Genomic DNA, 22,915 nt, shown 5'->3' with positions numbered 1-22,915 from the left:
TCGTCGATCGCGGGGCCACACCGTTACCGATTCCCTAATGTCTGGGTTGTGCCCGACTATCACACACGATTCCGGCGCCCGGACACAATGCCGGACCCGCACCGTCGGCCCGAACGGCATCAGGACGGGGGTTCTCCGGCGGCCCGACCCGCTTCGAGTTCCTTCTTCACCTCGAAGGACATCACCTTGCCCTCGACGCGCCTGCGGCGGTTCAGTGCGGCCAGATCCGGGCTGCCCGCGCTGCGGACGGGTTCGGCGTGGAGGAAGTAGTGGACGATGGCCCCGTCCAGCACCGGTTCGAGCCACACCTCCATCGTTCCGGTGAGGGGACCAGCCACGGTCCAGCGGATCCCCTTCTCGGCCCGGTCCTCACGGACGGCGAGGGTGAGGTCGGGCCACCACCGGCGCCAGCGGGACGGGGACGCGATCGCCGCCGCGACCTGCTGCGGCGGGACCGCGATGAACGTCTGGTCTGCGACCTGGATGCTGCTCACGGCGACTAGCTTCACATACCGGCACCCCCGGCGGTCGCGGGGTTCCGCGCCGCCCCTGTGGACGTGGCCCCGACCACGCTTCTTCGGCCAGGACACGGACGCCGCGGGCGAAGGTCTAAAGTTGAGCCAGACAATCCTACTCGCCAGTATCTTCAGTGTCGGAGGTTTTCGTGCCCGAGTTCAGCGCGCCCCAGTCGTTCACGATCGCGGAGGACGCGTCCGCGGTCGACTCGGTGTTCGCCCACGCCGCGGCCGACCCGACGCTGGTCGTGTACAAGCGCAAGATCGGCGGACGCTGGACCGACGTCACGGCCGCCGACTTCGCGGCTCAGGTCACCGCCGTCGCCAAGGGACTCATCGCCCTCGGCGTACAGCAGGGCGACCGGGTGGCGCTGATGTCGGCCACGCGGTACGAGTGGCCGCTCGTCGACTTCGCCATCTGGGCGGCCGGCGGCGTCACCGTCCCGATTTACGAGACGTCGTCCGCCGAACAGGTGCGCTGGATCCTCGAGGACTCCGGCGCGATCGATCTCGTCGTCGAGAACGCGACCCACGCGGCCACCGTGAAGGCCGTGGCCGCCGACGCGACCGCGCTGCGGGGCGTCTACCAGATCGAGGCCTCGGACGGCGGCCGCGGCGTGGTCGAGGAACTGACCGAACTGGGCGCGGGTGTTCCCGACTCCGACCTCGAGGCCCGCGTCTCCGCGCTGAAGTCGAGCGATCCGGCCACGCTCATCTACACCTCCGGCACCACCGGCAGGCCCAAAGGCTGCCAGCTCACCCACTCCAACCTCATCGCCGAGTCCAAGGGCATCCTCGATTCCAGCCTCGGCGCCCTGTTGAAGACACCGGGCGTCAGCACCCTCATGTTCCTGCCGATGGCGCACGTCCTCGCCCGCGCCGTCAGCATCGCGTCGTTCGACGCCGGCGCCGCGCTCGGCCACACCAGCGACATCCCGAACCTCGTCCCCACGTTCGGCGAATTCCGCCCCGACTTCATCCTGTCGGTGCCGCGCGTGTTCGAGAAGGTCTACAACAGTGCCCGCGCCAAGGCGCACGCCGAGGGCAAGGGCAAGGGCAAGATCTTCGACGCCGCCGCGGAGACGCCGTCGCGTGGAGCGAGGCTCAGGACACGGGCGGGCCCGGGATCGTCCTCGAGGCCAAGCACGCACTGTTCGACAAACTCGTGTTCTCCAAGCTGCGGACGGCCCTGGGCGGCAAGTGCCAGCTGGCGATCTCCGGCGGGGCCCCGCTCGGCGCGCGCCTCGGCCACTTCTTCCGCGGCATCGGCATCACCATCTACGAGGGCTACGGCCTCACCGAGACGTCCGCGGCGTTCGCGGTCAACACGATCGGCGCACAGAAGGTCGGGTCGGTCGGCAAGCCCCTGGCGGGCAACTCCGTTCGCATCGCCGACGACGGCGAGATCCTGCTGTCGGGTCCGGTGGTCTTCAGCGGCTACTGGCGCAACGAGAACGCCACCGCCGACGCGATCGACAACGGCTGGTTCCACACCGGCGACCTCGGATCGGTCGACGCCGACGGGTACATCACCATCACGGGCCGCAAGAAGGAGATCATCGTCACAGCGGGCGGTAAGAACGTCTCCCCCGCCCAGCTCGAGGATCACCTGCGCGCGCACCCGCTGATCAGTCAGGCCATCGTCGTCGGCGACCAGCAGCCCTTCATCGGTGCGCTCATTACCATCGACGCCGACGCCCTGCCCGCGTGGAACGAACGCAACGGCAAGCCCGCGGGCACGAAGGTCGCGCATCTGCTCGCGGACGCCGACCTCACGGCCGAGATCGACGAGGCCGTCGCGGAGGCGAACAAGCTCGTGTCGCACGCCGAGGCCATCAAGAAGTTCCGGGTCCTGCCCGTCGACTTCACCGAGGAGACCGGCGAGCTCACGCCGACGATGAAGCTCAAGCGCAACGTGGTGCACGACACCTTCGCCGACGACATCGCGGCCATCTACGCCAAGTAGTGCCTGCGGCTCCTGAGTACTTGTCAACCGCGGGCGGTTGACAAGTACTCACGGGCCCAGCAGGTTCTGGAGTTTGGCGGCGAGCACGTCCCACCGCCACTCCGCCTTGACCCAGTCCCTGCCTGCGGCGCCCATCGCGGCCGCGCGATCACGATCCGACAGCACCGAGATCACCGACCGCGCCACCTCCGCCACCGAGGTACCGTCCACGACCATCCCGGTCTCGTTCTGCCGCACCGTTTCCGGAGCGCCGCCGGACTGTCCGGCGATGACGGGGACACCCGTCGCCGATGCCTCGAGAAAAACGATGCCGAGGCCCTCCACGTCGAGTCCGGCGCCCCGCGTGCGGCAGGGCATCGCGAACACGTCGGCGATCGTGTGATGGGCCGCCAATTCGGCCGACGGCACCGTTCCCGTGAACACGACGTGATCCTCGACCCCCACCGACCGCGCGAGCGACCGCAGGCGGTCCTCGTAGGGTCCGCCCCCGACGACCACCAGCACTGCGCCGTCGATGTGTTCACGAATGCCCGGGAGCGCCCGGATCAGGATGTCCTGCCCCTTGCGCGGCACGAGACGCGACAGGCACAGGACCGTCGGCCGCTCCCCCAACCCGTAGCGGGCCCGCAGTTCCGTCCGCGCCCCGCTGTCCGGGGTGAACCGGTCGGTGTCGACTCCGGGCGGCAGGTGTTCGAGCGCGGCACCCGCGCCGAAGGCGGAGGCGAATCGGCCGCGGGTGTAGCGGCTCACATACGTGACGACGTCGGTCCGGGCGCCGATCCGACCGAGGGCCTGACGGGCAGCGGGAAGCATCGACCAGCCGACCTCGTGGCCGTGGGTGCTCGCGATCACCCGTTCCGCCCCGGCACGCCGCAGTGTGGGGCTGAGCAGCGCGAGCGGGGCGGCTGCGCCGAACCAGACGCCGGTGCAGTCGTGTTCGGCGAGCAGCTTGGCGGCGCGGCGCGCGACGAACGGCGTGGGCACCATCAGCGTGGTGGGGTGCCGGACGACCTGAAACGGTTGCCGCGCATCGAACTTGATGTGCGAATCGCCGCGCCAGCGCGGAGCGTAGACCACGAGGTCGTCCGCGGGCAGGTGCTTGGCGAAGGTGTGCAGGTACGACTGAATTCCGCCGGGTCGCGGTGGAAAATCGTTCGTCACCAACAGGGTTCGGCGCATGTGATCACCGTAGGCGGTTCACCGTGCTGTTGCGGACGCAGGGTCACCCCAGCCGGGCGCGCACCCAGTCCGTCCAGCGGTCCCGGAACTGTCCCGCGTCGACGCCCAGGACGTCGGACAGGCGCCCGTCCACGGTCTCCGGGTCGGCCTCCCCCACCGCCAGCGTCCGGTACAACTCCGTCAGCCTCGATTCGCCGTACTCCTCGGCGACGAATGCGTTGATCGACCAGGCCGTCTCGTAGGCGACGGATCCGCGTGCGCCGTATCCGGAGAAGTCGGTGTCGTCGGGAAACTCGGTCGGTGCGCCCTCGGCCCCCACCTGCGCGGTCAGCGCGGGCGCGATCTGCCGAACCGGCTCGCCCGTCCCCCGGTATGCCGCGTACTCGGCGTAGCCCTCGAGAACCCACATCGGTGAACGGTCCACCGTCTCGGCGCGTGCGGCCACGTGAGTCAGTTCGTGCCGCAGGATCGCGCGCCGGGTGACGTCGGTCAACCGCTCCGCCGACGCCGGGCTGAACACGATCCGTTGCCCGGAGACCGTGGCGGCGTCCGGATCGACGGCGTCCGAGATCGCGACGGCGGCGATGTCGCGGCCGTCGTGATTCGGCCCGACGAGCGCCGTGAACTCGTCCTGGGATCCGGCGACCCAGACGAGCGCGCGGCCCGCCCACCCCGAGCCCCACAGCTGAGTGGCGTTGACGACGGCGGCCGGGAGTTCGTCGGCCAGCCGATCGACCATCGTGGCGTTCTCCGGATGTCCGAGCACCACCGACGTCTTCCCGTCGCCGGTGTCGACGCGACGCGACACGACGGGCCCGAAATCCCACGGTCCGCGCCAGGTCCGGCGCTCGCCGTCCACCGTGGCGTTGTCACTGACGAGTGTCCAGCGGTCGCCGCGCCGCGCGACGACGAGCGCCACCGGTTTGCGGGTGGGACTCTCGCCCGCGCCCGCGATCGCGTAGCGGAGCTGCACGGCAGGCGCCCACACCTCGTCGGCGCCGAGCGCGTCCACGAGGCTGGGGGGAACCGCCGTCTCGGAACCCTCCGTCTCGGAACCCTCGGCGAACTCGTAACCCCAGTCCGAGAATTCCACCCCGGCGACATTTGCGGCGCGCCGCGTCTCCGCCGCCAGGAAGCCCGGTGCCGCGGCATTGTCCATCAGACCCGGCAGTGCGGCCGCGTCGTTCGTGCGTACCGCCGACGCCCAGGTGTCGAGGAGCGCCTGCACCGCCGCACCCCGCGACGCCGCGTCGGCCGGTGCGGCGGCCAGGGTCCCGGCGGCGCCGCGGTCGGTGTGCGAGAACCCGGTCAGCGCGAGGACGACGATTACGGCGAGGCCGAGTCCGGCCAGCGCGGCCCGCTCCCACGGGCGCGCCTGGCGGCGTGGGGTCGGATCCGTTGCGGAAGACGGGTCTGCTGCGGGCACGCCGGTGAGTGTATGAGCACCCCGCCGCGCCGCTCTCGGACGGTCGCCGTCAGTAGCGGCGCGCGCCGTAGAACGGGAACTTCGCCATCGATTCGATCCTCACCGGAACGCCGAAGGTCGAGGCGTGCAGTATGTTGCCGTTTCCGGCGTACAGACCGACGTGCGATGCGTCGTTGTAGAAGAGGACGACGTCGCCGGGCTGGAGGTCGTCACGGGACACCGGGGTACCGCCGCCGGCCTGCGCCTGACTCGACCTCGGCAGCGTCTTGCCGATCTGCTTGTACGCCCACACGACGAGTCCGGAGCAGTCGAATTCGTCGGGACCGGTGGCGCCCCACACGTACGGGTCGCCGATCCGGGTCATGGCCGCCTGCAGCGCACTGGTGCCCGAGCCGGGCGTGAGATGCGCGAGGATCGTGTTCGGATCGAAGCCGGGCGGGAACGGGGTTCCCACCAGTTGGTCGCGCTCCGCGCCGCTGAGGTCTCCGAACGCCTTGATCACGTCGGCGATCTGCGCCTGCAGGTCGCTCTGTTTGCGTTGCAGATCGTCGCTGACCGCCTTGGCCTGTTCCGTCGCGGACCGCGCGGCATCCGCGGACTGCTTCGACGCCGAGGCCGCCTCGGTGGCGTCCGCTGTGGCCGACTGGAACTGTGCAACCTGGTTGCGGGTGTCGTTCGAGATGACGTCGAGTGCGGACATCTGGTCCAGGAGTTGCTGCGGTGAATCGCTCACCATCACGGCGAACAGGCGATTGGTCCGGGCGCCCTGGTAATTGGCGGTGGCGAGTTTGTTCACCACCGGCTGGAACACGGCGACACGCGCGTTTGCCGCGTCGAGGACGCCCTGGTCCGCGGCGAGCTTCGCGTCGGCGTCGCGCTGCGCCCCCTGCTTGGCCTCGAGATCGATCTGCGCATTGTGTAGTGCCTCGGACGTCTGCTCGGACTGCCGGGACAGATCGCCAAGTTTCGTCAGTGCGTCCGTGGGGTTGGGAGTGACCGGGTCTGCACCCGCCTGAATCGACGGTAGCGACACGAGTGCCACCGACAGCATCCCGGCTGTGAGCACGCTGCCCAGGGAGCGCTTCATCTTGTGTGAGGCCACGGAAATGCAGTTCTCCGATCGTCGATCTCCACCAGACGACCCGGGCGTCCGTATTTCAAATCGAAAGTGTGCGGAATGCCGAGGTGGTGGTGACCCGCGATGCCGCCCGGATGGCGCGACAAGACTTCGCAAGGTCTCGGATAGGTTACGGAATGGCATACGTTTGTGTCCACCCATGTCACGGTTCGCGTGGCGAGGACCACCGGATGGTCGACAACGGGTGTCTACCTGGGGCGCAACGACATCGAGGGTGGGTTCGAATCGGAATTCGAACCCACCCTCGGTGGTCGTACGGGATCCTACGAAGTTACCCCTGCATCCCCGCCCTCGACTCGGTGGATGGATCGCTTCGCGGGTGGATCAGTAGCGGCGTGCGCCGTCGAACGGCATCGAGGCGATGGGCGCCAACTTGACGGGCTGACCCTCGGTCGATGCGTGGATCACGTTGCCGTTGCCGGCGTAGATGCCCGAGTGCGAACCGCCGTAGAAGGAGATCACGTCGCCGGGACGGAGATCGGACTGCGACACGGGAGTACCGGCGGCCGCCTGCGCGTAGCTGGTGCGCGGCAGGTTCAGTCCGGCCTGCTTGAACGCCCACTGCACCAGGCCGGAGCAGTCGAACGAGTTGGGACCTGCGGCGCCGTAGACGTACGGCGAGCCGAGCTTGGTCTGAGCGGCCTGAACAGCCTTCTCACCTGCGGTGCTGGCCGGCGCCGGCGGCGTCGGCAGGTTCGGGATGCCCGGGATCTGCGGGATTGCGACACCGGGGATCTCGAACGTTCCGACACCGGGGATGGTGACGGGGTCTGCGGCCGCGGGGGCCGCGGTAGCGGTGAGCGCTCCGACTGCGAGCGCGCCGGCGACGACTGCCCGTCGCACATTCCGCCTGGAAACTTGTGACGCCACGAAAGGGGTACTCCGTTTCTTCCGGTCATCCGCCGACCGAGTTAGCTGACGGGTTCGGGCTGGGAAGATCAGCCCTACCCACCGGTCCGTGAGGACGTCCCGGCGGGATTCACCCCAGTGGAAACTTGGGTTCCCGGTACGACCGCTCTCGCGAGTGGCCGATTAGGCGGTGACTAGCGATGCTGCCCCGGTGTGGGGCGGCGAGACTCCGCTAGGTCTCAGGAAGGTTACGAAATGGAATACCCCGATGTCGACCGGAACACGCGGAAAGTGTCCGTTTGGGTCGATTCGGGGTTTGCGGGCGCGCGATACCCGCATTCGATAACAGCCAGATAACAGGCGGTATGTTTCCGAACTCTTTTCGGTAGCGGGAGTGGGGATTTCGCGGCGGCGCACGACTGCCCGACGACCTACCCGCTCCGCATTCCCGCTGTTCAACCGGGGTCCGTCGAGATTGCCCGGTGCGGCGGTCCCGACCGCGGCCTGCCGTCGCCGCGCGACCGGCACGGCACTCCCCGGGGCCGCATCGCCACTCGTCGCGCGGCCCCCGATCGAGGCCCGGGACGCGAGGTGTGATCCTCGTCTCTCATCGTGGTCCGGGCGGTCCGGGCGGTTCTGTCGGTGCCCGTCCATACGCTCTGAGCCGTGAGTGCCCCCGGTGTACCCGAACAGCTGAGATTCGACGAGCTCGACACCCCGCTGCGGGACACCACGTTCGTGGTGGTCGACCTCGAGACCACCGGCGCCCGGCCGGGCGAGGACGCCATCACCGAGATCGGCGCCGTCAAGATCCGCGGCGGCGAGGTGATCGGCGAGATGGCCACGCTCGTCGACCCGGGCCGGTCCATCCCGCCGCACATCGTGGAGATCACGGGCATCACCACCGCCATGGTGATCGACGCCCCGCGGATCGAGCGGGTGCTGCCCGCGTTCCTCGAATTCGCGCGCGGAGCCGTGCTCGTCGCCCACAACGCTCCCTTCGACACCGGATTCCTCAAGGCCGCCGCGTCGGCCACCGACACTCCCTGGCCCAAGTTCACGGTGCTGTGCACCGTCAAACTGGCCCGGCGGGTCCTCACCCGCGACGAGGCGCCGTCGGTCAAGCTGTCGTCGCTGGCCCGGCTGTTCGATGTCGGGACCACTCCGACGCACCGGGCCCTCGACGACGCCCGCGCCACCGTCGACGTCCTGCACGCCCTCATCGACCGCGTCGGCAATCAAGGCGTGCACAGTCTCACCGAGCTGGTCGACTACCTCCCCGACGTCTCCTCGCACCAGCGGGCGAAGCGGACGCTGGCCAGCCACCTTCCGCATGCTCCCGGCGTCTATCTGTTCCGTGGACCGTCCGACGAGGTCCTCTACGTCGGCACCGCGACCGACCTGCGCCGGCGGGTGCGCAACTACTTCACCGGTTCCGAGACACGCGGACGGATGAAGGAGATGGTGGCGCTGACCACCCGAATCGACCACGTCGAATGCGCGCACCCGCTCGAGGCGGGCGTGCGCGAACTGCGGCTTCTGGCCGCCCACACTCCGCCGTACAACCGGAGGTCCAAGTACCCGAAACGCGGCTGGTGGATCACGCTCACCGCCGAGGCCTTCCCCCGATTGTCGGTGGTGCGGACCCCGACCGCCGACTCGCTCGGTCCGTTCCGGTCCCGCTCGACCGCCGTCGACGTCGCCGACGTCCTCGCCGAGTACTGCATTCTCCGGACCTGTACGAGTCGCATACCGAAGGGCAGGGAGCACGGCCCGCAGTGCCCACCCCGCGAGCTGGGACGCTGTCCCGCGTCCGTCCATGCCCGCGACACGGAGGATGCGTACCGCCCCGGACCGGAACTCTTCCGCCAGTTCCTGCGCGGTGACGGCGACGCGCCATTGCAGGGCATGCGCGCACGGGTGGAGGAACTCGCCGCTGCCGAGCTGTTCGAGAATGCCGCGCGACTGCGCGACCGCACCGCGGAGGTCGTCCTCGCACTGCGGAGAATGCAGCGTCTGGCGGCCCTTACCGCCCTCGATCAGCTCGTGGCGGCGCGCCCGGCCCCGACCGGCGGCTGGGAGTTCGCGGTGATCCGTTCCGGCCGCCTCGCGTCCGCGGGCTGTGCTCGGCGCGGGATCCATCCGATGCCGGTGGTCGATGCGCTGGTCCTGACCGCCGAAACCGTGGTTCCCGACGCGACTCCCCTCCGGGGCGCGTCCCCCGAGGAGGCCGGCCTGCTCGCACGCTGGCTCGAGCAGGACGACACCCGGATCGTCAGTGCCTCGTCCGGGTGGTGCGAACCCGCGTGGGGCGCCGGATCGTGGTCCGCGTGGTGTGCGCTCGCACGGGCAGGCAGCTCATCGACACAGGGCGACGAGACCCGACCTCCCGCGCCGCATTCCGTCGATCACCGCCTAGGCTGGCGATCATGATCAACGCCATCGTCCTGATCCACGCCGAAGCCCACCGCATTCCGGAGACCGCCCAGGCCGTCGCCGACATCGAGGGCGTCGACAAGGTCTATTCCTGCGCGGGCGACGTCGACCTGATCGCGATCGTGCGGGTACGCGACCACGCGAAGATCGCGGAGGTCGTCACCGAGGGAATCAACAAGGTGGACGGCGTCTCGCGGACGGCGACGCACATCGCCTTCCAGTCCTACTCCAGCGCCGATGTGGAAGCGGGCTTCTCGATCGGCGAATAGGTCCGCCTGCTATCTGCTGGTGGCCAGGCCCGACGTGAGTTCGGCCCACCGCGCGAGCAGCGTCGCGGCCGCTCCGGTGTCGATGGACTGCGCCGCCGTCGAGAGTCCGTCCGACAGGCCGTCTTCGAGCGTGCGGCTGCCGAGCCCGCGGAACGCCGTGATCGCCGCCGCCGCATTGAGCAGCACCGCGTCGCGGACCGGCCCGGTCTCACCGGCGAGGAGTCGCTGCGCCACAGCCGCGTTCACGTCGGCGTCGCCGCCCCGGAGTGCGTCGAGCGGCACCCGCGCGATCCCGATGTCGCGGGGGTCGAGTTGACGAATGGTCACCGTCCCGTCCGCGACGACGTGCACGGTCGACGTGGTCGACGTGGTCAACTCGTCGAGGCCGTCGTCGCCGCGCACCACCAGCGCCGAGTTGCCGCGCTGCGCGAGCACACCGGCCACCACCGAGATCAGACCCGGAAACGCGCAGCCGATGAGGCCGGCCCGCGGGCGGGCCGGGTTGGTGAGCGGTCCGAGCACGTTGAAGACGGTCGGGATGCCGATCTCCTTGCGCGGCGCGCCCGCGAACCGCAGGGCGGGATGGAACACCGGCGCGAAGCAGAAGCCGATGCCGACCTCCCGGACGCATTGGGCCACCTCGTCGGGACCGAGGTTGATCTTCACCCCGAGCGCCTCGAGCACGTCCGCACCGCCACTCTTGGACGACGCGGCCCGGTTTCCGTGCTTGACGACGCGAATACCGGACGCCGCGACCACCAGTGACGCCATCGTGGAGATGTTCACGGTGTTGGATCGGTCACCACCGGTGCCGACGATGTCGACGACGTCGTCGTCGACGGGGACCTTCCGTGCGTGCCCGAGCATCGAGTCCGCGAGGCCGCGCAATTCGTCCGGCGTCTCACCCTTCATCTTCAGGGCGACGCCGAACGCGGCGATCTGCGCGGACGTGGCGTTGTCGGACATGATCTCGTCCATCGCCCATTTAGCGTCGTCCACTGCGAGGTCACGTCCGTCGGTGAGCGCGCCGAGGACCGACGGCCACGTCCGTGCCGGCAGCACACCGTCGTTCGTCCCCGGAGCAGTTGGGCTCTGCATCATCGTGTCCCCTTGTACTAGTGGCGGATCCGATCCCTGGCAGCCTAGTCACCGGACGGATCGGACTCGCGCGCCGGTTGCATCGCATCCCAGCCGTCCACCGAGCCGCCGAGCCGCTGCGCCAGCCCGGCCATTCTCGACCGTTCCTGGGAACAGTGCAGCGCGTCGAGAACCTGGACGCGCTGCAGCACCAAGGTCACCGGCGCACCGTCCCCCGAGGGGGAGGCGGCCCCGTCCGGATTCTGTGGCCGATAGCCGTCCTGGGCGGCGATCGACACGGCGTCGGCCACCGCGGGCGCGGGCAGCCGCAGATGGTGCCGCAGCACCGCTTCCGCCTCCGCCTCCCACCGCGGTTCCTCGGCGGCGGCGCGGTCGAGCGCGGCCGAGCACGCCTCCACGTCGTCGAAGCTCGAGGCGACGACCACGAGGTCGGGGCGATCCTGATCGAGAGGGGCCGGTTGCCGACTGCCGAACAGCCGTCGCAGCCACCCCGTACTGTTGTCACGAGAGCGCATGACTCCACCCTGTCACGGCCCGCCACCAGGGCCGTCAGCAGGGAGAATCGGACAAGCGCGGCGCCTGGACGGGCCGAGGGTGGACCCGGGTAGTCGTCTCTTACGACGAAGCGTCATACTTCTGTCTGTGACGAGCGCAGTAGGGACTTCAGGATCAGCAATCACCCAACGCGTGCACTCGCTGAACCGACCAAACATGGTCAGCGTTGGCACCATCGTGTGGTTGTCAAGTGAGCTCATGTTCTTCGCAGGGCTCTTCGCCATGTACTTCGTGGCGCGAGCACAGGCGAACGGGAACTGGCCGCCGGAGCCGACCGAGCTGAATCTGTTCCTCGCCGTACCGGTGACGCTGGTGCTGATCGCCTCGTCGTTCACCTGCCAGATGGGTGTGTTCGCGGCCGAGCGCGGCGACGTCTTCGGCCTCCGCCGGTGGTACCTCCTGACCTTGGCGATGGGCACCTTCTTCGTCCTCGGGCAGGGGTATGAGTACATCCACCTGGTCGAAGAAGGCACGAGCATCTCGAGCAGCGTGTACGGCTCGGTGTTCTACATGACCACCGGCTTCCACGGCATGCACGTGATCGGCGGCCTCATCGCGTTCATCTTCCTGATCGCCCGCACCAAGGTCAGCAAGTTCACGCCCGCCCAGGCCACCGCCGCCATCGTCGTCTCGTACTACTGGCACTTCGTCGACATCGTGTGGATCGGCCTGTTTGCCACGATCTATTTCATCCGTTGATCAGCTGAACGCCCCAGGCAGCCCCCTGACGTCCAGTCCGTCCCGACATACCAAAGGGATACAGATGAGTTCATCCCCCCCTCCCGCATCCGATACCACAGCGTCCGCAAAGGCACGCCGTCAGCGGAAGCTCCGCAGGCGCGTCACGGGCGCCCTGGTCCTGATGATGGGACTGGTCAGCGCCGGTTTCCTCGCGTCCGCGTTGACGCCAACCCCGCAGGTGGCCACCGCCACCGATGATCAGGCGGCGCTGATCCGCGAAGGCAAGCAGTTGTACGACACGTCGTGCATCACCTGCCACGGCGCGAACCTGCAGGGTGTGCAGGACCGCGGCCCCAGCCTGATCGGTGTCGGCGAGGCCGCTGTGTACTTCCAGGTGTCGTCGGGACGCATGCCGGCATCGCGTAACGAGGCCCAGGTCGAGCGCAAGCCGGTCAAGTTCGACGCCGAGCAGACGGACGCCATCGGCGCCTACGTCCAGGCCAACGGCGGCGGCCCCACGGTGATCCGCGACGAGAACGGTCAGGTCGCCCAGTCGTCGCTGCGCGGCGGCGACATCGGCCGCGGTAGCGAACTGTTCCGACTCAACTGCGCGTCCTGCCACAACTTCACCGGTCGCGGCGGCGCGCTGTCGTCCGGTAAGTACGCCCCGGTCCTCGACCCGGCGAACGAGCAGCAGATCTACACCGCGATGGTCACCGGCCCGCAGAACATGCCCAAGTTCTCGGACCGTCAGCTGACCCTCGAGGAGAAGAAAGACATCATCGCCTACATCAAGTCGTCGGGCGAGACGAAGCAGCCCGGTGGCTACGGACTCGGCGGCATCGGTCCCGCCTCCGAAGGGTTGGCCATGTGGGTCATCGGAATCATCGCTGTCGTCGGTGCAGCACTGTGGATCGGAGCAAGGTCATGAGCGACGCTGGCCAGCCGGGCGGCGCTACGCCAAGGAAGTACACGGACGCAGAACTCGAGAACCTGAGCCGCGACGAACTGGTCGAGCTCGGAACCAACCTCGACCACGTCGACGTCGCGTTCCGCCGCAACCGCTGGGCGGTTCCGGGGACGAAGGCCGAGAAGCGCGCCGAGCGGTCGGTCGCGTTCTGGTTCGCCCTGTCGGGGGTCTCCGCGCTCGCGTTCATCGCGATCTACCTGTTCTGGCCCTGGGAGTACGCCGGCTCCGGTGAAGAGCACTACTCGGCCTACAGCCTGTACACGCCGCTGATCGGCCTCACCATGGGTCTGGCCATCCTCGGCCTCGGTGTCGGCGCGGTGCAGTTCACCAAGAAGTTCATCCCCGAAGAGGTGTCCATCCAGGACCGCCACGACGGTGGATCGTCCGAGGTCGATCGCAAGACCATCGTCGCGGAACTCGGCGACTCGTTCGACACGTCGACGCTCGGACGCCGCAAGCTCCTCACCCGCACCCTCCTCTTCGGTGGTGGCGCGCTCGGCATCATGGCCGTCATGCCCCTCGGCGGCCTGATCAAGAACCCGTGGGCCAAGCGCGACGACTCCCCGCTGTGGGTGTCCGGATGGACTCCCCGCTACGAGGGCGAGACCATCTACCTGCGCCGCGACACCGGTCGCCCCGAGGACGTCGTCCTCGTTCGCCCGGAAGATCTGGACGCCGGCGCCATGGAGACCGTGTTCCCCTTCCGTGAGTCCGATCGTGGCGACCACGAGGCGCTGCTCGAGGCGCTGCGCGGCATCCGTAACGCGACCATGCTCATCCGTCTCCGCACGGAGGACGCAGCGCGGGTCACCAAGCGTCAGGGCCAGGAGAGCTTCAACTACGGCGACTACTTCGCCTTCTCGAAGATCTGCACCCACCTCGGCTGCCCCACGTCCCTGTACGAACAGCAGACCAACCGAATCCTCTGCCCGTGCCACCAGTCGCAGTTCGACGCGCTGACCTACGGAAAGCCGATTTTCGGTCCGGCCGCTCGTGCACTTCCGCAGTTGCCTATTACAGTGAACGAAGAGGGTTTCCTAGTCACAACGGGTGACTACATCGAAGCTCTCGGCCCGGCATTTTGGGAGCGTCGACCGTGACCGACAACACACCGTCCAAACTGAGCGCGATGGCCGCAGGCCAGGCAGAGGCGATGGACTCGCGCTACCACCTCGCAGCGGGAATGCGGCGGCAGATCAACAAGGTCTTCCCCACTCACTGGTCGTTCCTGCTCGGCGAGATCGCGCTGTACAGCTTCGTCATCCTGCTGATCTCCGGTGTCTACCTGACCCTGTTCTTCGATCCGTCGATGGCGCACGTCGTCTACAACGGCGCGTACGAGCCCCTGCGCGGCGTCACGATGTCCCGCGCGTACGAGACCACCCTGAACATCTCGTTCGAGGTCCGTGGCGGCTTGTTCGTCCGTCAGATCCACCACTGGGCTGCGCTGATGTTCGCGGCGTCGATCGTCGTGCACCTGCTGCGCATCTTCTTCACCGGCGCCTTCCGGCGTCCGCGTGAAGCCAACTGGGTCATCGGCTGCCTGCTGCTGATCCTCGCGATGTTCGAGGGATTCTTCGGCTACACCATCCCCGACGACCTGCTGTCCGGCACCGGCCTGCGCGCCGCGTTCTCCGGCATCACCCTGAGCATCCCGATCGCAGGCACCTGGATGCACTGGTTGATCTTCGGTGGCGACTTCCCCGGCGACCTGATCATCCCCCGCCTGTACGTTGCGCACGTCCTGCTGTTCCCGGGCATCATCCTCGCCCTGATCGCCGGTCACCTCGCGCTCGTCTGGTACCAGAAGCACACGCAGTTCCCCGGCCCCGGCCGCACCGAGAGCAACGTGGTGGGCGTGCGAATCCTCCCGGTCTTCGCCGTCAAGTCGGGTGCGTTCTTCGCCATCACCTTCGGTGTTCTCGCCGTGATGGGTGGCGTCCTGCAGATCAACCCGGTCTGGACCATCGGCCCCTACAACCCCGCGCAGGTGTCGGCAGGTTCTCAGCCCGATATCTACATGATGTGGACGGACGGCCTGGCGCGTCTGTGGCCGGCCTGGGATGTGTACCTGTTCAACCGCTACACCATTCCGTCGGTGTTCGCTGTTGCACTGATCATGGGTCTCGTGTTCACCGTCCTGATCGCCTACCCGTGGATCGAGAAGCGTCTGACCAAGGACGATGCTCACCACAACCTGCTGCAGCGTCCTCGGGACGTTCCGGTGCGGACCGCGATCGGTGCGATGGCCCTCTCGTTCTACGCCGTCCTTACGATCTCCTGCATCAACGACATCATCGCGTACCACCTCAGCATCTCCCTGAACGCGATGACGTGGATCGGCCGTATCGGCATGGTGCTCCTGCCGCCGATCGCGTTCTTCGTGGCCTACCGGTTCTGCCTGGGTCTCCAGCGCAGCGACCGTGAGGTCCTCGAGCACGGCATCGAGACCGGCATCATCAAGCGGATGCCGAACGGTCAGTACATCGAGATCCATCAGCCGCTCGGCCCGGTCGACGACCACGGTCACCCGATCCCGCTCGAGTACCAGGGTGCGACCGTCCCGAAGAAGATGAACAAGCTCGGCTCGGCAGGCAAGCCCGGCTCCGGCAGCCTCGTCACGGCCGACCCGGTCGAGGAGAGCCTGGCCCTCGAGCACGCCCTGCACCACGGCGAGCACCAGCAGCTCACGATGCTGCGGGAGTACCAGGACCGCGCCCACGGCAACGGATCGTCGGCCTCCGGCAACGGATCGTCCGGCAACGGCGAGGCGCACTAGCCTCACCTCCGCAACCGAGCAGAGCCCCGAACCATTTCCGGTTCGGGGCTCTGTTCGTCTCTCCGAACCGTGCGCGCTCCCCTCCCCCGCGGCTGTGCACGGAACACGAGCACGATGGCCGCGAGGCCGAGGAGGAGACCGACCGCAGTGAGGATCCCGAGCGGCTCGCCGAACATCACCGCCCCCCAGATCGCCGTCACCGGCGCCATCGGGAACATCAGAGAATTGACCCGCGTGATTCCGCTCCGGCGCATCACGAGCCAGTACAAGCCGTAGCCGCCGACCGTGGACAGGACGATCAGCCACGCCACCGACCACCAGAACGGCGCCGTCGCGGGCGGCGACAGCCTCTCTGAGTACGCGGCGAGGGCGGTGAACAGCACGGCGCTCGTAGCGCAGTGCACCGTGAGGGCCACGGTCGGGTCGGTGTCGTCCGGCGAACGGCCCTCCACGAACGTCGCGGCCACCAGTGACAGCATTCCGGCGAACGGCACGAGGTATGCCCACCACGCCACGCCGGATGCCGCGGTGGCGTCGCCTGCGGTGACGATCACGACGCCCGTCAGTCCGAGCAGCAGCCCCCACCGCTGCCTGGCCGCGACGTTCTGACCGAGCAGTGGGCCTGCGAGCACGGCGACGACCAGGGGCTGGGTGCCGTCGATCAGTGCTGTGGTGCCGGTCGAGACGCCGAGTCCGATCGCCTGGTAGACGGTCAGCAGATACCCGGTCTGCGACAGCGCGCCCACTAACACTCCACGGCGGAGCGCCTGGAATCCGACTCCCCGCCACCGGGCGCGTCCGAACAGCGCCGCGCCCACGGCGAGAGCGACGGTCAGCGGGAGGAACCGCCAGGTGAGCACCGTGAGCGGATCTGCGTCCCCGGCGCCGAGTTTGGCCCCGATGAAACCGGAACTCCAGCACAGGACGAACATCACGGCGAGTAACGCGTTCACAACTGACCACCACCCAAGTAAACAGATCGGTATACAGCCCGAAAGTACACTGATCCGTATACTTTTGTCATGGATTCTGTGCAGTCACCGAAACGCGTCACGCTGACGCCGGGCGCGAGACGAGCGCTGGCCGCGGCGGGCAGGCTGTTCTACGAGCGCGGAATTCACGCGGTCGGCGTCGATCTCATCGCCGCCGAGGCCGGCGTCACGAAGAAGACGCTCTACGACCGTTTCGGTTCGAAGGAACAGATAGTGGTCGAGTACCTCGCCGACCGGGACGCGCGGTGGCGGGCGTTTCTCGCAGACCACCTCGACACCGCCGGCGACTCACCCGGACGGCGGCTGACGGCGATCTTCGACGCGTCCAGGGAATGGGCGGTGGAGAACAGTGCGAAGGGATGCAGCATGGTCAACGCGCACGCGGAGATCAGCGACCCGTCACATCCGGCGTACGCGATCATCATCGGCCAGAAGCGGTGGATGCTCGACCTGTTCACCGACGTGTGCCGCGACGCGTCGGTGCGCGATCCGGAGACACTCGCGCGCACCGTCATGCTCCTCCACGAGGGCGCCCTGGTCTCGCACGGGTTGCAGGTGTTTCCCGATGCGGTGCGACTCGCGTCCGAACAGGCCGCCGAACTCCTCGCCGCGGCGGTGCCGAATCTCGAGCGCTGACGGCAAAAGCGGAGGCGCCGAACCCCAACGGGATTCGGCGCCTCCGCCGTCAGACTGTGCGGAACTAGTGCTTCTCGGGCCCGACGTAGTACTCGAAGACGAGGCCGGCAGCGGCCGCGAGGACGGCGATGACGGCGACCACGAGCATCCACGGCTGGAAGAAGGCCATCGACACGGCCACGAACGCAGCGGCTGCGGCGAGCAGGATCGGCCAGTAGCTGCCCGGGCTGAAGAATCCCAGGTCGCCGGCGCCGTCCGCAATCTCCGCGTCCTCGTAGTCCTCGGGGCGGGTGTCGAGACGACGGGCGACGAACCGGAAGTACGTTCCGATGATCAGCGTCAGCCCCGCCGACAGGCAGATGCCGGTCAGACCTGCCCACTCGATACCGGTCCGTGAAACGGCGGTGAAGACGCCGTAGACGATCGCGACGAGAATGAAGAATACCGTCAGGATCTCGAAGAGCTTGGCTTCGATCTTCATATCAGCACTTGTCCTTGGTCAGTGAGGTATCAGCAGCAGGTTCAGTTACCTTCGACACCGCTCGCCTGCTTGTAGCCGCGATCGGTGGTGAAGGGAGACGTCGACGTCGCGACGGGGGACTCGCCGATGGCCTGCAGAGCTTCCGCCGTCGTCAGATCCCGGCCGCCCTCGCTCGCCGGCTTGCGCAACTCGATGTACTGCGCGAACTTGTCCGGGCTCACGGCGCGAACCTCGAAGTTCATCATCGCGTGGAACGTGCCGCACATCTCGGCGCAGCGTCCGACGAAGGCACCTTCCTTCTCGATCTCACTGATCTGGAAGACGTTGTCGGAGTGGTTCTCCTTGGGGTTCGGGTTCACGTCGCGCTTGAACAGGAACTCCGGAACCCAGAACGCGTGGATGACGTCGGCCGAGGCCAGTTCGAACTGGATCCGCTTGCCGGTCGGCAGGACGAGGATCGGGATCTCGTTGCTCGAACCGACGGTCTCGATCTTGTCGTAATGCAGGTACGACAGGTCCTGGGGGGTCTTGCCGTGGATCGGACCGGGCAGAGCGTGCTCCCCCTCGGACGCCGGTGCGGACGCGACCGCGGCCTGAGCCTCCTGGTCGACGCCGTCGTACATGCCGCCGCCCTCGCCGAGATCGATCGAGCGGTAACCGAACTTCCAGTTCCACTGGTACGCAGTGACATCCACCACTACGTTGGGGTTGTCCTCCTTCTCGAGGACGTGGTTCTGCACGATCACCGTGAAGTAGAACAGCACGGCGATGATGACGAACGGAACTGCCGTGTACGCCAGCTCGAGCGGCACGTTGTATGCCGTCTGTCGCGGGAACTCGGGTGAGTCCTTCTTCTTGCGGTGGAAGATCACCGCCCAGAAGGTGAGTCCCCACACCAGCACGCCCATGACGAGGGCGGCGATGACCGACCAGGTCCACAGTTCACGCATGCGGTGCGCCTGCGGGGTTACGCCCGAAGGCCACCCGAAACGAAGCACCTCGTTGTCGATTGAACAACCCGACAGCAGCAAGGCAGCAATGCCCAAAGATACTGCCAACCCTGCCCGCCGAAGGATCCGACCTTGCGCCACGTTCACGCCTTCCTGATCGCCGCAAATTCCACTAGGGCACACCCGATGGGAAGGCCCAATTACTACGCAGCGTAGACCAAAGGCGGCGGCTCTCCCTCCTCGGGTCGGGCGACGTGTCTCCGGCATGGCGCCGCGGTCGTGTCACTTCCCGGACCTGGCACCCTCCCCGCGGCCCGAACCGGACGCGCGGCGAATCTGCGGCATACTTTCCGGCAGAGATCCATGACCCCTCCACCTCGTGGAGCCTTCCAAGATTCTGAATTGAGGTACCGGACGCTGTGTGCGGACTGCTCGGGCTACTGACCTCTGGAGAAACCAGCGACAACGCCGTCTCACAGGTCGACCAGGCGATGCACTGCCTGCGGCACCGTGGGCCGGACGAGCACGGGACCTGGCACGACGACCATGTGGTCTTCGGGTTCAATCGGCTGTCGATCATCGACATCGAACACTCCCACCAGCCTCTGCGGTGGGGGCCGGAAGAGAATCCGGAGCGGTACGCGCTGACGTTCAACGGTGAGATCTACAACTATCTCGAAGTGCGCGCCGAACTCTCGGAGCAGTTCGGCGCGCAGTTCGCCACCGAGGGCGACAGCGAGGCCATCGTCGCCGCATTCCACTACTGGGGTGAAGACGCGGTCCGTCGTCTGCGGGGCATGTTCGCATTCGCGATCTGGGACACGCAGACGCGAGAATTGTTCCTCGCCCGCGATCCCTTCGGCATCAAGCCGCTCTTTCTGGCGACCGGGACCGGCGGCACCGCCTTCGGCAGCGAGAAGAAGAGCCTGCTGGAATTGGCGAGCCTGATCGGCATCGGCACGGAACTCGATCCGCGCGCCGTCGAGCACTACACCGTCCTGCAGTACGTGCCCGAACCGGAGACCCTGCACAAGCAGATCCGCAGGCTCGAGTCCGGCTGCTTCGCCCGAGTGCGCCCCGGCGAAGAACCCGTGATCACGCGCTATTTCACTCCCACGTTCCCGGTGCGTCCGTTCGCCTCCGGCACGGAGCAGGCGCGGTACCGCGAGATCGCGGAGGCGCTCGAGGATTCGGTCGCCAAGCACATGCGCGCCGACGTCACGGTCGGTTCCTTCCTGTCCGGAGGCATCGACTCGACGGCCATCGCCGCGCTCGCGATGCGCCACAACCCGAACCTGATCACGTTCACCACCGGTTTCGAGCGCGAGGGCTATTCCGAGGTCGACGTCGCGGCCGAGTCGGCCGAAGCGATCGGGGCACGCCACGTGGTGAAGGTGGTGAGCCCGTCCGAGTTCGCGGCCGCCATCCCCGAGATCGTGTGGTACCTCGACGACCCGGTCGCCGATCCCGCGCTGGTTCCGTTGTGGTTCGTCGCGAAGGAAGCGCGCAAGCACGTCAAGGTCGTGCTGTCGGGTGAGGGCGCCGACGAACTGTTCGGCGGTTACACCATCTACCGCGAGCCGATTTCACTGAAGCCGTTCGAGTATCTGCCGAAGGGCCTGCGGAGGGCCGCTGGGAAGCTGTCCGAGCGCATTCCCGAAGGGACCCGCGGAAAGAGCCTGCTCAATCGCGGTTCACTCACCCTGGAGGAGCGTTACTACGGCAACGCGCGCAGCTTCAACGACGCACAGTTGCGTGCCGTCCTGCGCGACTTCCGGCCGGAGTGGACGCACCGCGACGTGACCGACCCGATCTACGCACAGTCGCAGGGATGGGATCCGGTGGCCCGGATGCAGCATCTCGACCTGTTCACGTGGTTGCGCGGCGACATCCTCGTCAAGGCCGACAAGATGACGATGGCCAATTCGCTCGAACTGCGGGTGCCGTTCCTCGATCCCGAGGTCTTCAAGGTGGCGTCGCAGGTGCCGCTGGACCAGAAGATCACGACGAGGCGAACGAAGGGAGGCGCATCAGCGCCGAGCACCACCAAGTACGCGTTACGTCAGGCGCTGGAGGGCATCGTGCCCGGGCACGTGCTGCATCGGGCGAAGCTCGGTTTCCCGGTGCCGCTGCGGCACTGGCTCCGGGGCACCGAACTGTTCGACTGGGCACACGAGCAGATCGCGGCCTCCGGCACCGATCACCTGCTCGACAAGGCCGCGATCGCGAAGATGCTCAACGACCACCGGGACGGTGTGTCCGACCACAGCCGTCGCCTGTGGACCGTGCTGATCTTCATGGTGTGGCACGGCATCTTCGTGGAGAACCGCATCGTTCCGGAGATCGCCGAGCCGGCGTACCCGGTTTCGCTCTAGGCCCTTCGGGCTCGTGCGCCTTTCTGGTTGCTCCAGCTACCGGAAAGGCGCACGAGCGGCGAAGCCGCCTGTTACGGCAGGACGGCCGCGATCTCGTCGGCGGCCACGGCACCGTAGGCGTCCGCGAGCCGCTTGACCGCCTCGTCACGGTCGAATGTCCATTCCTGGGTGCCGACGGTCTCGAGCACGAGCACGGCGACGAGCGAGCCCAGCTGCGCGGAACGTTCGAAGCTGAGGCCCGCGCTGTGTGCGAGGAGGAATCCGGCCCGGAATCCGTCACCGACACCGGTCGGATCGACCTTGGCCTTCTCGGGGACGACGGCGACGCGGGTCAGGGTGCCCTCGGAGTCGACGATCTCGACTCCCTTGGAGCCGAGTGTCGTCACCCGGACCCCGACCTGCGCGCGGATCTCCTCGTCGGACAACCCTGTCTTCTGCTGCAGCAGTCCCCACTCGTACTCGTTGGTGAACAGATATTTGGCGCCGCTGATCAGCACCGACGCCTCCTCGCCGTTGAGGCGGGCGAGCTGTTGCGAGGGGTCGGCTGCGAACGGGATGTCCTGGCGGCGGCATTCCTCGGTGTGCCGGATCATCGCCTCGGGGTCATTGGCCCCGATCAGGACCAGTTCCAGCGGGTCCGCGTCCTGCCCGAGGCCCGACAGCTGGATCTCCCGGGCCTCACTCATCGCCCCGGGGTAGAACGATGCGATCTGCGCCATGTCCTCGTCGGTGGTGCACACGAATCGCGCGGTGTGGGCGGTGGTGGAGATCCGGACGGCGGTGCAGTCGACGCCGTTGCTCTCGAGCCACTGGCGGTAGTCCGCGAAGTCGGCCCCGACAGCCCCGACCAGCAGCGGCGAACCGCCGAGGACGCCCATGGCGTAGGCGATGTTGCCGCCCACTCCCCCGCGCCGGACCACGAGGTCGTCGACCAGGAAGCTCAACGAGATGTGGCTGAGCTGATCGGCGAGCAGTTGCTCGGCGAACCGGCCCGGAAACCGCATCAGGTGGTCGGTGGCGATGGAACCGGTTACCGCAATTGTCACGGGCGGATGCCTTTCGATGAGTTCGGTCGGGATTTTCTCACCGTACCCGCAGTACCACGCCGGTCGGACGGCAGCACGAGGACGTGGATACGGGGAGGTCGGGCACAAAAAAGTCTGACGCGGCAGCCGGTCGGCGCCGCGTCAGACTTGTGGATTCAGTTGTTCGTCGGTCCGGGACTCAGTTGAAGGAGTCGCCGCAGGCGCACGAGCCGGTCGCGTTGGGGTTGTCGATGGTGAACCCCTGCTTCTCGATGGTGTCGACGAAGTCGATCGACGCGCCCTCTACGTACGGCGCGCTCATCCGGTCCACGGCGAGGGACACGCCACCGAAGTCCACGATCAGGTCGCCGTCCAGGTTGCGGTCGTCGAAGAACAGCTGGTAGCGCAGCCCTGCGCAGCCGCCGGGTTGCACGGCGATACGCAGTGCGAGGTCGTCGCGACCTTCCTGATCGAGCAGCGCCTTCGCCTTGGCGGACGCGGCTTCGGTCATCTTGACGCCGTGGACGGCGGTCTCGTTCTGCACAGTCATGGGCTCTCCCTGTAGTTCGTAACAAACCCGTGAACGCTTCAACGG

The 22,915-nt window shown here is 67.5% G+C and carries 20 protein-coding genes, 1 pseudogene and 1 riboswitch; of the genes and pseudogenes, 9 read left to right on the top strand and 12 right to left on the bottom strand.

Annotated features, from left to right (window positions below; translation table 11 throughout):
* Positions 1–119 precede the first annotated feature (119 nt).
* Positions 120–494: a polyketide cyclase / dehydrase and lipid transport gene (locus H0B43_RS30950; protein ID WP_185724454.1), complete on the bottom strand. Its 375-nt coding sequence runs from the start codon at positions 492–494 to the stop codon at positions 120–122.
* A 170-nt stretch (positions 495–664) separates the two neighbouring features.
* On the opposite strand from H0B43_RS30950, the pseudogene H0B43_RS30945 reads away from it, so the two are divergent.
* A pseudogene (locus H0B43_RS30945) lies at positions 665–2,481 on the top strand (AMP-dependent synthetase/ligase).
* Positions 2,482–2,529: 48 nt separating this feature from the next.
* Here H0B43_RS30945 and H0B43_RS30940 read toward each other — a convergent pair.
* From H0B43_RS30940 to H0B43_RS30925, 4 genes are all read right to left on the bottom strand, one after another.
* Positions 2,530–3,660 carry a glycosyltransferase family 4 protein gene (locus tag H0B43_RS30940; RefSeq protein ID WP_185724456.1) on the bottom strand — a complete coding sequence of 377 codons (1,131 nt, stop codon included), beginning with the start codon at positions 3,658–3,660 and terminating at the stop codon, positions 2,530–2,532.
* Positions 3,661–3,703: 43 nt separating this feature from the next.
* The gene (locus H0B43_RS30935; protein ID WP_185724457.1) at positions 3,704–5,086 is read right to left on the bottom strand and encodes a peptidase MA family metallohydrolase; all 1,383 of its coding nucleotides are present in this window, start codon (positions 5,084–5,086) and stop codon (positions 3,704–3,706) included.
* A gap of 49 nt (positions 5,087–5,135) precedes the next feature.
* On the bottom strand, positions 5,136–6,188 hold the full coding sequence (locus H0B43_RS30930; protein WP_185724458.1) for a C40 family peptidase: 1,053 nt from the start codon (positions 6,186–6,188) through the stop codon (positions 5,136–5,138).
* A 360-nt stretch (positions 6,189–6,548) separates the two neighbouring features.
* A complete protein-coding gene (locus tag H0B43_RS30925) occupies positions 6,549–7,094 on the bottom strand; it encodes an NlpC/P60 family protein (RefSeq protein ID WP_185724459.1) in 546 nt (181 codons plus the stop codon).
* Between the two features lie 14 nt (positions 7,095–7,108).
* Positions 7,109–7,273: riboswitch (cyclic di-AMP (ydaO/yuaA leader) on the bottom strand.
* Between the two features lie 466 nt (positions 7,274–7,739).
* On the opposite strand from H0B43_RS30925, the gene H0B43_RS30920 reads away from it, so the two are divergent.
* Positions 7,740–9,506, top strand: a complete 1,767-nt coding sequence (locus H0B43_RS30920; protein ID WP_185724460.1) for a DEDD exonuclease domain-containing protein — start codon at positions 7,740–7,742, stop codon at positions 9,504–9,506.
* Entirely contained in the window at positions 9,503–9,778 is a 276-nt protein-coding gene (locus tag H0B43_RS30915; protein WP_005247708.1) for an Lrp/AsnC family transcriptional regulator, read from the top strand. Before H0B43_RS30920 ends, H0B43_RS30915 begins: the two co-directional genes overlap by 4 nt.
* Positions 9,779–9,787: 9 nt before the next feature.
* Here the strand turns inward: H0B43_RS30915 and trpD are convergent, their stop codons facing one another.
* Together trpD and H0B43_RS30905 are read right to left on the bottom strand one after the other, a co-directional pair.
* Complete coding sequence (trpD, locus tag H0B43_RS30910; protein ID WP_185729740.1) at positions 9,788–10,876, bottom strand: anthranilate phosphoribosyltransferase; 1,089 nt, start codon at positions 10,874–10,876, stop codon at positions 9,788–9,790.
* 44 nt (positions 10,877–10,920) lie between these two features.
* Positions 10,921–11,391, bottom strand: coding sequence for a hypothetical protein (locus H0B43_RS30905; RefSeq protein WP_185724461.1), 471 nt, complete (start codon positions 11,389–11,391; stop codon positions 10,921–10,923).
* 127 nt (positions 11,392–11,518) lie between these two features.
* Between H0B43_RS30905 and H0B43_RS30900 the strand changes: the two genes are divergently transcribed.
* The 4 genes from H0B43_RS30900 to H0B43_RS30885 all read left to right on the top strand — a co-directional run bounded on the left by H0B43_RS30900 (position 11,519) and on the right by H0B43_RS30885 (position 15,861).
* Positions 11,519–12,130: a heme-copper oxidase subunit III gene (locus tag H0B43_RS30900; RefSeq protein WP_185724462.1), complete on the top strand. Its 612-nt coding sequence runs from the start codon at positions 11,519–11,521 to the stop codon at positions 12,128–12,130.
* Between the two features lie 64 nt (positions 12,131–12,194).
* Positions 12,195–13,043 (top strand): cytochrome c, encoded by an 849-nt coding sequence (locus H0B43_RS30895; RefSeq protein WP_185724463.1) that lies wholly within the window; start codon positions 12,195–12,197, stop codon positions 13,041–13,043.
* Positions 13,040–14,182 carry a ubiquinol-cytochrome c reductase iron-sulfur subunit gene (locus H0B43_RS30890; RefSeq protein ID WP_185724464.1) on the top strand — a complete coding sequence of 381 codons (1,143 nt, stop codon included), beginning with the start codon at positions 13,040–13,042 and terminating at the stop codon, positions 14,180–14,182. Before H0B43_RS30895 ends, H0B43_RS30890 begins: the two co-directional genes overlap by 4 nt.
* Positions 14,183–14,211: 29 nt before the next feature.
* A complete protein-coding gene (locus H0B43_RS30885) occupies positions 14,212–15,861 on the top strand; it encodes a cytochrome bc complex cytochrome b subunit (protein WP_185729741.1) in 1,650 nt (549 codons plus the stop codon).
* 2 nt (positions 15,862–15,863) lie between these two features.
* Here the strand turns inward: H0B43_RS30885 and H0B43_RS30880 are convergent, their stop codons facing one another.
* Entirely contained in the window at positions 15,864–16,814 is a 951-nt protein-coding gene (locus tag H0B43_RS30880) for a DMT family transporter (RefSeq protein WP_185724465.1), read from the bottom strand.
* Positions 16,815–16,883: 69 nt separating this feature from the next.
* Between H0B43_RS30880 and H0B43_RS30875 the strand changes: the two genes are divergently transcribed.
* Positions 16,884–17,489, top strand: a complete 606-nt coding sequence (locus tag H0B43_RS30875) for a TetR/AcrR family transcriptional regulator (protein ID WP_185724466.1) — start codon at positions 16,884–16,886, stop codon at positions 17,487–17,489.
* 64 nt (positions 17,490–17,553) lie between these two features.
* On the opposite strand, the gene H0B43_RS30870 is transcribed toward H0B43_RS30875, so the two are convergent.
* Both H0B43_RS30870 and H0B43_RS30865 read right to left on the bottom strand, forming a co-directional pair.
* Positions 17,554–17,970: a cytochrome c oxidase subunit 4 gene (locus H0B43_RS30870; protein ID WP_007297471.1), complete on the bottom strand. Its 417-nt coding sequence runs from the start codon at positions 17,968–17,970 to the stop codon at positions 17,554–17,556.
* Between the two features lie 41 nt (positions 17,971–18,011).
* Positions 18,012–19,067 carry a cytochrome c oxidase subunit II gene (locus tag H0B43_RS30865; protein ID WP_185724467.1) on the bottom strand — a complete coding sequence of 352 codons (1,056 nt, stop codon included), beginning with the start codon at positions 19,065–19,067 and terminating at the stop codon, positions 18,012–18,014.
* A gap of 272 nt (positions 19,068–19,339) precedes the next feature.
* Between H0B43_RS30865 and asnB the strand changes: the two genes are divergently transcribed.
* Positions 19,340–21,295, top strand: coding sequence for an asparagine synthase (glutamine-hydrolyzing) (gene asnB, locus H0B43_RS30860; protein WP_185724468.1), 1,956 nt, complete (start codon positions 19,340–19,342; stop codon positions 21,293–21,295).
* 71 nt (positions 21,296–21,366) lie between these two features.
* On the opposite strand, the gene H0B43_RS30855 is transcribed toward asnB, so the two are convergent.
* Positions 21,367–22,341, bottom strand: a complete 975-nt coding sequence (locus tag H0B43_RS30855) for a carbohydrate kinase family protein (protein ID WP_185724469.1) — start codon at positions 22,339–22,341, stop codon at positions 21,367–21,369.
* Between the two features lie 178 nt (positions 22,342–22,519).
* A complete protein-coding gene (locus H0B43_RS30850; protein ID WP_185724470.1) occupies positions 22,520–22,870 on the bottom strand; it encodes an iron-sulfur cluster assembly accessory protein in 351 nt (116 codons plus the stop codon).
* Positions 22,871–22,915 lie beyond the last annotated feature (45 nt).

The organism is Rhodococcus sp. 4CII (assembly GCF_014256275.1).
Lineage (GTDB): Bacteria > Actinomycetota > Actinomycetes > Mycobacteriales > Mycobacteriaceae > Rhodococcus_F > Rhodococcus_F wratislaviensis_A.
The sequence above is the reverse complement of the archived record's forward strand: the minus strand, read 5'-3'. Positions and strand labels throughout refer to the sequence as shown.